17 protein-coding genes are annotated in these 11,064 nt (G+C 33.7%); 15 read left to right on the top strand and 2 right to left on the bottom strand.

Features of this window, described 5'->3' with window-relative positions; genetic code table 11:
* Positions 1-732: 732 nt before the first annotated feature.
* Positions 733-1,155, bottom strand: coding sequence for an ImmA/IrrE family metallo-endopeptidase (locus tag J2Z80_RS01925; protein ID WP_209452865.1), 423 nt, complete (start codon positions 1,153-1,155; stop codon positions 733-735).
* Between the two features lie 5 nt (positions 1,156-1,160).
* On the bottom strand, positions 1,161-1,607 hold the full coding sequence (locus J2Z80_RS01920) for a helix-turn-helix domain-containing protein (RefSeq protein ID WP_349292567.1): 447 nt from the start codon (positions 1,605-1,607) through the stop codon (positions 1,161-1,163).
* 173 nt (positions 1,608-1,780) lie between these two features.
* Here J2Z80_RS01920 and J2Z80_RS01915 point away from each other — a divergent pair, with 173 nt between their 5' ends.
* From J2Z80_RS01915 to J2Z80_RS15085, 15 genes are all read left to right on the top strand, one after another.
* Entirely contained in the window at positions 1,781-2,014 is a 234-nt protein-coding gene (locus J2Z80_RS01915) for a helix-turn-helix transcriptional regulator (RefSeq protein ID WP_209452864.1), read from the top strand.
* A gap of 54 nt (positions 2,015-2,068) precedes the next feature.
* The gene (locus J2Z80_RS01910) at positions 2,069-2,254 is read left to right on the top strand and encodes a hypothetical protein (RefSeq protein WP_209452863.1); all 186 of its coding nucleotides are present in this window, start codon (positions 2,069-2,071) and stop codon (positions 2,252-2,254) included.
* A 74-nt stretch (positions 2,255-2,328) separates the two neighbouring features.
* Entirely contained in the window at positions 2,329-2,847 is a 519-nt protein-coding gene (locus tag J2Z80_RS01905) for a helix-turn-helix domain-containing protein (protein ID WP_209452862.1), read from the top strand.
* Positions 2,848-2,858: 11 nt separating this feature from the next.
* On the top strand, positions 2,859-3,203 hold the full coding sequence (locus tag J2Z80_RS01900; protein WP_209452861.1) for a transcription termination/antitermination NusG family protein: 345 nt from the start codon (positions 2,859-2,861) through the stop codon (positions 3,201-3,203).
* Between the two features lie 4 nt (positions 3,204-3,207).
* The gene (locus J2Z80_RS01895; protein ID WP_209452860.1) at positions 3,208-3,801 is read left to right on the top strand and encodes a metal-dependent hydrolase; all 594 of its coding nucleotides are present in this window, start codon (positions 3,208-3,210) and stop codon (positions 3,799-3,801) included.
* Positions 3,802-3,877: 76 nt separating this feature from the next.
* A complete protein-coding gene (locus J2Z80_RS01890) occupies positions 3,878-4,159 on the top strand; it encodes a hypothetical protein (RefSeq protein ID WP_209452859.1) in 282 nt (93 codons plus the stop codon).
* Positions 4,160-4,164: 5 nt separating this feature from the next.
* A complete protein-coding gene (locus tag J2Z80_RS01885) occupies positions 4,165-4,344 on the top strand; it encodes a hypothetical protein (RefSeq protein ID WP_209452858.1) in 180 nt (59 codons plus the stop codon).
* 12 nt (positions 4,345-4,356) lie between these two features.
* Positions 4,357-4,800, top strand: a complete 444-nt coding sequence (locus J2Z80_RS01880) for a hypothetical protein (protein WP_209452857.1) — start codon at positions 4,357-4,359, stop codon at positions 4,798-4,800.
* Positions 4,801-4,804: 4 nt separating this feature from the next.
* Complete coding sequence (locus J2Z80_RS01875) at positions 4,805-5,422, top strand: ribonuclease HI family protein (protein ID WP_209452856.1); 618 nt, start codon at positions 4,805-4,807, stop codon at positions 5,420-5,422.
* Positions 5,423-5,670: 248 nt separating this feature from the next.
* Positions 5,671-8,838: a hypothetical protein gene (locus J2Z80_RS01870; RefSeq protein WP_209452855.1), complete on the top strand. Its 3,168-nt coding sequence runs from the start codon at positions 5,671-5,673 to the stop codon at positions 8,836-8,838.
* 1 nt (position 8,839) lies between these two features.
* On the top strand, positions 8,840-9,388 hold the full coding sequence (locus J2Z80_RS01865; RefSeq protein ID WP_209452854.1) for a replicative helicase loader/inhibitor: 549 nt from the start codon (positions 8,840-8,842) through the stop codon (positions 9,386-9,388).
* Positions 9,378-9,581 carry a hypothetical protein gene (locus J2Z80_RS01860; protein WP_209452853.1) on the top strand — a complete coding sequence of 68 codons (204 nt, stop codon included), beginning with the start codon at positions 9,378-9,380 and terminating at the stop codon, positions 9,579-9,581. Before J2Z80_RS01865 ends, J2Z80_RS01860 begins: the two co-directional genes overlap by 11 nt.
* A gap of 14 nt (positions 9,582-9,595) precedes the next feature.
* Entirely contained in the window at positions 9,596-10,207 is a 612-nt protein-coding gene (locus J2Z80_RS01855; RefSeq protein ID WP_209452852.1) for a hypothetical protein, read from the top strand.
* 152 nt (positions 10,208-10,359) lie between these two features.
* Positions 10,360-10,788, top strand: a complete 429-nt coding sequence (locus J2Z80_RS01850) for a hypothetical protein (RefSeq protein WP_209452851.1) — start codon at positions 10,360-10,362, stop codon at positions 10,786-10,788.
* 97 nt (positions 10,789-10,885) lie between these two features.
* Positions 10,886-11,011 carry a hypothetical protein gene (locus J2Z80_RS15085; RefSeq protein WP_280953152.1) on the top strand — a complete coding sequence of 42 codons (126 nt, stop codon included), beginning with the start codon at positions 10,886-10,888 and terminating at the stop codon, positions 11,009-11,011.
* Positions 11,012-11,064 lie beyond the last annotated feature (53 nt).

The raw sequence follows: 11,064 nt of genomic DNA, 5'->3' as shown, positions 1-11,064 counted from the left end.
TACATTAAATCTTAATGAACCGCCGTATACCGAACGGTACGTACGGTGGTGTGAGAGGACGCTGAATAAAATAATTATTCAGCTCCTACTCGATTATACGATTTACGATGCAATGATTAAACTTCCATGTAGTAGGAAAAATATTTTAGCTATTAGATAATTCCACTTTAGTCTAAATTCAAAATAACTGAACTTGAAATGCATATTAATAGTTAAATATGAGATCTGACTTGAGTATAACAACTAAAAATAAAATAATCGTCTTTCCTGACAGAGTTTAAGCTCACTTTAAACTCTCAGTAGACGATAAAACTTGCATATATAAGATGGTAGCCTTAAACCGCTACCTTTTGCGCGCAAACTTTATGAAAAAGCAGGTTATATAAATCAAAAAAGTTATATCAAAAAACATATATGAGAAAAAATCGTACATAATAAAATTTCACTTATAATTCATAACAGCAATAACATATTTTTTTAAGCCTTAAAAATGCCTAAAAATAGGCTTTTTTTTATTTTTAAGCCTGAAAATTGTTATTTCACGTCTAATTTTAAGCAGTTTTATCTATTACGTTAATAAATTTTGTTAATAAGTGTGTTAGAAATTTAGAACTTGAATTGCTTATTCAGAAGGGCATTTAGAATTTTTTTATTTAAAGAAAGCATTATGAAACATCCAATAAACAAAATACATAAAATTAAAATATAAACATTTTTTATTAACTGTTTTTATTATGTCATTTTATACGTTGCTATTTCTTCAGCGACATTAAAAGCATTTATGATTTGGTTGTATGTCATAAAATCATCATTTATTGTCTGAATCAATAAATATGTACCAAATAAATTAGCTTCTAGCTCTAATCTATTTTCAAAATATGTATAGGTCTTTAGAAAAGGGCAGTTTTCTCTAGGATGTAGTACAGCATGTCCGAGCTCGTGAGAACAAACTATAATTTTGTTCCTATAATCAAGATCGCTGTTGATATAAATTTGTTTATTACGATGTGTGTATTTATAAAATCCGTATATGTTCCCTAGCGGGAGTGCAATAATATCTACATTCAAACACTCAGATAATTCAAGAGGATTATTAGTTTTGTACTTTTTAGTCAGTTTCTTTGTGATTAATATTATTTGCTCACGTGAGTACAAAAAGATCACCTCTTGCGATATTTTTTAGGCGTATATTTTTCTTTGTTTTTTATCTTCGCCATACGCAAACCAAATTCAAGTGCTTGCTTTAGCAACTCACGATCTTCATCAGTAATTGGCTCATTGTAAAACATCAATCCGTCTGCATGTTCTAAATCATTCATCATTTTTTCAAGGTCTTTCGCAATATCTCGTTCATCTTTTGCGGTAAGTTTATTGTTTAGCATTTTTTCTGAATTACGTACATCAGTTCTCCCTAACAGATAGTCTACACTAACATTAAAGTAATTTGCTAACTTATCAAGAGTTTCTTTGTCTGGAGAACGCACACCTGATTCATATTTTGCAATTGTAGAATAAGAAACATTTAAAAATTTTGCTATTTCATATCTGTCTTTTTTTAATTCTTTTCTTAATTCTTTTAATCTATCTTTAAATTCCAAAATGTCCACCTCCTGATATATTTTTAATATTTTATCACAATAAGTCCAAAAATATTTTATCACAATAAGTCCAAAAAGCAAATATTTTTGCCCGAAATGGGCAAAAAACTATTGACATTGGACGAATAGTCGCATATAATATAATTAAATGATGAGACAAAACGTCCAATGGAGGTGCTTGCATGAAAAATACGAAAAGAATAAATCTAATAAAAATAAGGAAAAACAATGGATTAAAAGTAAAAGATATTGCAAATTTATTAGGAATATCAATGTCACATTATTATAAAATTGAAGAAGGGATTAGAAATCCTAACCTTGAGACAAGTATAAAATTATCTAAAATATTAGGAAGTACAATTGAAGAACTTTTTTCTAATGATAAATTGGACGATTCGTCGCAAAAAGCTGTTTAAATAATTTAGGTAGAAATAAGAATATGAAAATATTCTTTAAAAGGAGGTAAATCGATGCAAGTTGCAATAATAAAAACAACAATAAGCAGAAATAAACTTAAACAAGAGATATACAAGCCAGATGAACAAAAAATAATCGGATATGAAGAAATAGATGAAAACAAATATTATGATCCTATTGCTCAATTCGTTTTTGACAAAATGAAGAATAAAAAAACATCAGAAGAAGTTAAGGAATAGATATATATAGGTCGTACTATGTCCAAAAAATGACTTAACAAAAAGTCAACCAAAATTAAATAGGAGGAATAATAATGTGTGATAAAAATAAAGTTTATCACTCATATTTCATAGATGGCAAAAAAGTTGTTGAAATTGCAAAAGAAGAAAATGTAAGTAAACAAGCAATATCAAAAATTTTAAAACAATTTCCTGAATACGCTAAAGAAAAAGAAAAACGTAAAATGCAAAATCATAAAAAACACAATGAACAGGTCGGAAAAATTGCAAATGAAAAGCGTAAACAAAAAAATGAAGAAGATAACATGTTAATGGAAGCTTTAAAACGACAGCAAGAAATACACGCAACAGTAATTTTATCAAAAAAACGTAAGCTTGGTACTGATACGTTAATTGCAATGTCAATCACGCATTATGACTACAATCCAAATAATCAGAAATTAGTTTTTAACGAAGAATGTGGCAGAAAACCTGCCGATCTTCCATGCACAATAAAAGTACATAAATCTACGTTAAATCAATTTGTTCAATATTCACAAAGTATAGAATCTGAAAAATGGATCAGTAATGTAGAAAAAAAAGCTTTAAAATAGCTTTATTTTTTTTGTTAAAAGAAAGGAAGATTAAATTGGAAAAATGGTATGCAGTTCAAACATTCACAAATCAGGAAGAAAAAGTACGTGAAAAAATAATTGAACTTGGTATAATTAATGTTGCTGTCCCTACTATCGAAGAAGTAACAATTAAAAACGGCAAAGAAAAAATAAAAACAATAAAGAAATATCCTAATTATGTTTTTTTTAAAGCTGAAATGACAGCTCAAATTTGGCACAAAATAAAAGATATTCAAGAAGTCATGTGGTTTACTAATGTTGATGCTATACCTGCACCACTGACAGATGAAGAAGTTTTAAAATTACAATTAGAAGAAAACTCACAAAGGACGTGATAAAATGTTAGGACGTACACATTTGGCAATAGGACTTGCAACGACAGCAGCGGTAATAACAAATCCACACGTACTGCCTGAAGCACTTATAACAGCAGGTATAAGTTCACTAATACCTGACATAGACGAAGAACATTCATTAATAAGACGTAAAATAGACATTATTCCAGGTCTGCCATTAGGCTTTCCATTATTATTAATAGCAGATTATTTTTTATGGCATTATAAATACTTATCATTGCTTGCAGCGATCCTGTTTGCAGTTTATACAGGCTTTGCATATTTTACAAAACATAGAGGCTTCACTCATTCATCAATAGGTTTTATAACGTTCATAATAATACTTGCTTTGTCTGATAAAATGCTTCTTATACCTGCTATAATCGGCTATGGCATGCACCTTATAGCAGACTTAATGACAAATGCAGGCATTGAACTTTTATATCCTTTAAAAAGACGTTTTGGACTTCATTTGTTCAGTACAGGTTCCATAATAGATCAAAGTATAGGACTTATAGAACTTTTTATATTCTTTATCATACTTTACCAAAACTTTACAGGTATGCGCATACCTTTTAGGACGTTCACTCGTTTGTGAGCGTCTTTTTTTTGCAACCAAAGACCCCTATTTTTTTGAGCCTTTTAAGGCTCTTTTTTTTTGAGGTGGTGCTAATATGAACTTGTTAAAAAAAATAAAAGAAAATAAAAAAAATGAAAACAGTGATTTAATTTCAGTTTACCAGATTAATCTTGCAAACATCTTACTTTCACTTTCATTGAAAGATTTAACAAATATTGATTTTTCAATAATACTTTTATTTGTGAACGTATATTATGCGACATATCTCATAAGCAAAAAATATAAAACAATACCCGGAAAATTAATTTGGTATATACTACCAACAATCATACTAATTTTTACTTATTCAATTTCAATATTCCAATTTAAGAGGTGATAATAATGGCAACTTACAAGATTAAATTGGAATTAACAGACGAACAATACTATATGCTTTGCAGGTACATATCACGAATCAAAAATGCAACAAAACATGCAACAGAAAATATTAACTACATTGACAGATATGCAAAAATTCTTGACGACTGGAACACGATAGCAGAACAATTAGGAATTGATTAAGGAGGAATCAAAATGGAAGATAAGTACAAATGTCCTTATTGTGGAGGTACAGGCAAAGAGCTTGTATCAGGTCCTGAATGGAATGACTACTACGAAACTTGCGAACATTGTCATGGCAGTGGCAAAAAAATGATCGAAATCAGTCTAGAAGATTATGAAAATGTACATAAAGAAAAAAAGCAAAAAGAAAGAGAACAAGTCTATTTACAGGCAATAGAAAAGTGGGGCAAGGAGTTGCAAATAACGCTAGCAATAGAAGAAATGTCAGAACTACAAAAAGAACTATGCAAGCATTTAAGAGGTGACAGAAATAGAAATGCAATTTTAGAAGAAATAGCAGACGTAGAAATCATGATAGAACAAGTCAAAATCATGTTAAACATTGATGAACTAACTATTAATGAATTAAAGGAGTACAAAATAAACAGGCTTAAAAAACGTATAGAAGGAAGGTAAAAATATGTGGTATGGATACTTTGACGGTTGTTCCAAAGGCAATCCTGGTGACAGCGGTATTGGTGGCATACTTATAGACGAAAACGGTGAGATAGTAGAAAAAATAAGCAAATATATTGGTGTACATACAAATAATGAAGCAGAATACATGGCGTTATTAGAACTCTTAAATTCTGCTTATAAGCACAATGTTAAAGAAATTCTAATACATGGTGATAGCCAGCTTGTCATAGAGCAAATAACAGGCAACTGGAAACTAAAACAAGAAAGCTTAAGACCTTATTATCAGCAATGCAGAGACATGCTATTCTATGTACATGCAAATTTCAAATGGATTCCACGCGAACAAAACAAGCAAGCCGACAAGCTTTCAAATGAAGCCTTAAAACAGACTTCTGATTTCTGCAATTATCATCGTGGTGTTTTTGACATAAGCAATTTAGAACGCATAACAAGTGACATATACATTGCACATGGTACTGAAGATTATGCTGTAGACTTGCTTCACAATGTGTGTACCTGTCCAGCATTTAAGTACTATGAAGGTGACTGCAAGCATCTTGTCGCTGCAAAAAAGCTTAAAGAAACTGAAAAAGACATTAAGGAACTTTTTCCTGCATGATAGGACGCATCAAAAGCGTCCTATTTTTTTGTGGAACGAAGCAGGCCTTAACCCCCAGCCTCAACTTCGTTCCTACGGGCATTCACGAATTCCTCCTTTAAACATTTGTTCGTTTTTTGGCAGCTTTAAGGCTGCCTTTTTTTCTGTACACTCCTTTAAAATTACAATAACCAGCAAAAATGGCAGCCAAACTAAAGGCTGCCATTTTTGCTAGCAAATTCGGTTATTGTAAAAAAGGAGTGAGTTAAATGAACAAAACTGTAGAAGAAATAGGAAAAATTAATTTTGAAGGAAATATTATTCCTGCAAATTGGTATAAACATATTACTTTTTCATCAGGTAAACCTAACTTAAATGCAATAGTAATATTGGCTGAAATTGTTTATTGGTATAGACCAACAATTATAAGAGATCCAGCAACAGGAGAAATAAAAGGATATAAAACAAAATTTAGCGCAGACAAATTACAAAGATCATATCAAAGTTTTGCAGATCAGTTTGGAATTTCAAAACGCCAAGCACAAGATGCAATAAAACTGCTTCGTGATTTAGGATTAATTACACTTGAATTCAGAACTATTACAATGCCTACATCTGGTCTAAAATTAACAAATGTTATGTTTATTGAACCAGTTCCTGAAAGAATTAAAGAAATAACTTATAACAACATTAAAGAAATTGATAATTCAGATGATAATTCAGTACATTATAATACCTCCTACGATGAAACGGAAGAGGTAGAACATAAAGTTAATGGTGTTACAACACAACGTAATACCTCCTACGATAGAACGGAGGAGGTATCTCCAACAAACGCAGGAGGTCAAACGCCTGAATGTGGGACCATTACAGAGAATACATCACAGACTACAAACAAAGACTACCTCTTACCTGATAGTGTATCTCTCTCAAGTAGATCTAGTGATAATAAGCTAGTTACTAGATCTAAATTATCACTGCAAGAAGTATCTGTATTGTGTAGTAGTACTAAGATAGACAATCATAGTACGTATAATCCCCCTAAAGATACTGTAAGTATAATATATAATAAGCCTGATATAAGCCTTGATAAGACACTTTCTTTAAAACCTGTAATAGAGCTTGATATAAGCTTTAAAGCACCTGTAGTAGAACCTGATATAAGCTTTAAAGAGCTTGATATAGAACCTGCTGTAGAGTCTGTAAATAAGCCTGTAGCAGGTACAGTAGCTATGCTTGAAGATAAAACTGGTAAAATCTTGAATAAAAGTCTGAATAAACCCGTTGATGACCTTGATATAGAGCCTGAAGTGAGCTTTAATGTGCCTGATAGTGAACTTGATATAAGCACCATAGAGTCCGAAGAAGACGCTTATGCAATCCTTGTGAGAGACGGCTTTATCAATCCTTCTGACCCTGATGACCCTTTCAGAGACCTCTGGGAAAACATAAAAAGCACACCACCATACGTTGAATACACTGACGAAGAACTTGAAGAAATCCTGAAAAAGCTCAATGCAGGTACTTCTTGCAGTGAGAAAAAAAGCAATTTTGAGAGGAGTGGAAAAATCTTGAATAACGAGCAAAATAAGCCTAAAAAAGACCTGTTTAAGCCTTTCAGCTTTGATGACTTCTTTGGTTCCAGCGATAAAGTTGCGCCTGATATAAGCCGAGTTTTAGCCAGCAAAAAGCAAAATAACACCTCTGAAAGCACAGATGGCAAAAATTTGAATAGCAGCCTGAATAAACCTGAAAGACCTGAAAAAGACCTTGACAATGCTATTGACATGCCTGAAGATATTTTGGCGAATATTGGCAACATGGACTTTGACGACATTTTTGCAAGTGACGAGACCAACAAAGAGACTGATACAAGCTTTGACAAAGAGCCAGACACAAGCCATAACGTACCTGAAAAAGAGCCTGAAAGAAACGTTATCATACCTGATAATGCCTTAAAAGAGCCTGAATATGAGCCTGCTGGCATAAATACAACACAAACTTCGCAGAATGGCACTGACTTGCAGGAATGTCCTTCTGTGGAGGACACAAACATCTTCACTCACGCAGCGAAAAAATGCGACACTGACAGGCATGGACTGCATGTATTCAACAAAGCCGATGTCACCGAGATACAAGGCAATCAAAACGCTGACAGCAACGCCGACTTAAAGCTGCACCATTTTGTCACAACAAGGACAGAACAAGGCTTTGAAGTTGTTTCTAAAGGCGAAGAAGTCAATTACGGCTATGGCAACTGGAACGACTGCAACGATGACGATTGGAAAATGCTTGAAAAATATGGTTTTACGGTCATTGACGAAGGAAGTGTCGCAGAGGCACAGGCAGATGCACAAAGTGTACTTGAGAAAGACTGCGACAAAACTTGTGATGACGATTGGAAAGCCTTTGAAGAATATGGCTTTACGGTTGTTGACGAGATTGACAACACAAAGCAGCCTGACACTGAAAAAGTACCTGAAAAGCAGTCTAAAAACGATTTTGACGGTACTGAACAGGACTTTATCAGAATGCTTGAAGAAGCATTTAACGCAAAGGTCATTGATGACATTGAAAGTGACATTAACGGTGCTTCAGACACGACTGAAAAACACGTTGATTGCACTAAACAGGACTTTGTTAAAATGCTCGAAGAAGCATTTGACGCAAAGGTTGTTGATGACGCTGAAAGTGATATTGCTAATGTCGAAGACGAAGCACACGTTGATAACAGTCAACAAGCGTTTATAAAAATGCTTGAGAAGGCTGGATTTTCAGTTGTTGACGATGCTGAAAGCGATGTTGTCAGTGCTATAAGTGGACCTGAAAAGCTGGTTGCTGATGGTGCAGAAAATCTGCCTAATGCGGAAAACAATAGGCATGATGTTAGACTTGCTGATGAGCCTGACACATTAAGCTTTTTAAGCGAATCTGGAAAAGCTGACAAGCATGACGAGATACCTGTTGTTACAGAATTTGGCAGAGACCTCAATAAGCCTGAAAAAGTGCGTAAAACTGAAACTGACAGCAAGTTTGATAAGGCATGCAAAGCTAAAGTTATCAGTCTTACTGAAAGACGTTATGCAAAGTCGCTTGATGCTGAAACTGGCATGTCTATCAATAAGCCTGAAAGTTTGCTTTACGATGCTTTTAAACAGCGTCAAAGTCAAATAGCCTTTGCCAATAGATACACAAACACATTGCAAAAATGTTTTTCCTGCAAGGATACAGACAGCTTGATAACCGCAGCGAAAAAAGAGAAAGTGATAGGAATATCAGGTTTGGAAGGATTGGAATTGGCGGTTAATGCAGGTATGCGGAAACGACAGAATATATCCAGTGATTCTCCTCCTGACAAAGAGATATTCAGAAATCTGCTTGCAGTGAGTAGACAAGAGCACCAAAATTTGACTTTTACTTGTGAAGGAGGAATTTAAAATGACAGTGCAGGAAACAACCAAAATAATCAATGCGCTTAAGGTTGCCTATCCACAAATACAGGAAAATAAGCAAGGCATGATTAGCCTGTTTGCTTTCATGTTCAAAGATGTGCCTTATGAAGCTGTTAACTGCGCACTTCAAAAATTCATACTTGAAAGTCCGTATCCTCCTACAGTACATGACCTTTACAAAGAGGTTATGTCTTTGACGAAATCTGGTTTTCCTGATGAAGATGAGGCGTGGTATGAGGTTGCACGTGCAATAAAGCTGTATGGCTACTACAGACCTGAAGAAGCCTTTGGCAGTATGTCAGAAGTTGTACGTGATGTTGTCAAGGCTATTGGTTGGTCGGAAATATGCTTGTCAGAAAACATAGAGCTTGTGCGTGAACAGTTTATCAGGCTTTACGCTATAGCAAGGCAGCGTAAAGAGCAGGAAATGCTTATGCCAAGCACTTTAAAAAGGCGTATTGAAAGACTTACTAAAGGCAAAGTTGTGAATATTTCTGATGCTGTTAATACAGGAGGTGCAGTAAATGACAAGTAGTGTGCATGATGATGTTAATTTGTTATCTGTGCATGACTTTGAGAGGCTTTCTAAAAAGCAGACTGACAGCATTAAGAGGTGCTATTATAATGCCTTAAAGCACTTGTCGGAGGCTATGAGAAAAAAAGACAAGGTTAATACAGCAATTTGGACGCATATTGCGAATGAGTTAAAAAGGCTTATTAATGATTGAAGGAGGAATTTGTTATGAAAATAAAAAAGCTTGTGTTAATGGTGCTGTTAGCAGGCTTGGTTTTGACTGTGTCTGGATGTGGAAAAGAATATCATTATGTCAGCAAAACCTATGTTGTTTCATATCCGATTAAGTCATTAGGACTTCATAACGAGGTATCAGGGGCTTTTTCTGGTGCATTTTTTGTAGGTTTTGGCAGTCTTGATACAAACACGTATTATTACGTATATGCTAATGCTGGAAATGGAAGGTACATTCTTAAAAAATATGATGCGGAATCAACATACTTGAAAGAAACAAGCGGACAGCCGAGATTTGAGAGAGTTATTAAGTATTTTGTTGCTGATAATAATTCTGACAATTTCACTGTAGATGGAATTAAGTTTAAGAAAGACAATAATTTTTTCTTTAACTTTCTCTTTTCGCCTTTTTCTGTGAACAGTGTAGGAGATGAAGATTATACTTCTAATGATACTTTAAATGGTAACTATGATATTGTTGCGCAGCATGTTAAGGTAGGCAAAAATCAGACATTGTATGTAAGTACAGATGCTACGTCAACCTTGTATGTACCTAAAGGCACGATAAAGGTTAAATTTAATGCTGACGTAAATAACGTTAAATGAAAAAGGTATGCGCATACCTTAGGTTGTGTATAAGTCAAGTGTAGAGCAGGAAGGAGAAAAATATGAAAAGAATAACAATTTTTGCCATGGCTTTTATCAAAGATTGACCTTTTTGGTTGATTGCCAAATCATATTATACGAGGTGGAAGAAAATGGATGCATTCAGTCTCGCAATATTACTTGGCTGGTTAGTTTTCAGCATTGCTCTGATAATAAGTGTAGCAACAATCGATGCTCCTTGCGTTGATATGGCTTCGCCTTTTGTCTTTTGTATGTTTCTGCTTGTGATAATCTTGGCTATCATATTCTGGCATACTGACAAAGTCCAAACAGAAACCACTCATCAAGCAATACAGTCTGCCGGATATGCAAAAATCCTGAACGTTCAGAGCAATAACGATGATACGCTGACGTTAACCGTCAACGCAAACGGACAACTCGTTAATATCAATACAAACAGAACAAAAATAGATGGAAATGTGAATTCACTTGTTGGATCATACATAAAATATGATCCTATTACGGAAACGTATATTATAACGGAACCGAAAAAAGCTGCTACTATTCCGTTAGCACCATAGCGAAATATCGCAAAGATTTAAAATGTAAAAATTGCGGTGCTGTAATGAAAATGAAATTTAATTCTAAAATACCAGAAAATCCAACCTTTTTTGTTGTATGAATTATAAGAGCCAGAAGTGTAAGAATAGTGTTGATTATTTAACAGGTCTTTATGCTATTAATGAATTAAGTGATATATCAACATTCAATACTAATGATATTGATGATGATAACAATTTTTAGATTTCGTTGTCGATCTATTAGACTATCCATATCAGGCTGAATATTAAGTTTTG

Origin of the sequence: Thermoanaerobacterium butyriciformans (assembly GCF_017874545.1) — a bacterium.
In the GTDB taxonomy this organism is placed as follows: domain Bacteria; phylum Bacillota; class Thermoanaerobacteria; order Thermoanaerobacterales; family Thermoanaerobacteraceae; genus Thermoanaerobacterium; species Thermoanaerobacterium butyriciformans.
The sequence above is the reverse complement of the archived record's forward strand: the minus strand, read 5'-3'. Positions and strand labels throughout refer to the sequence as shown.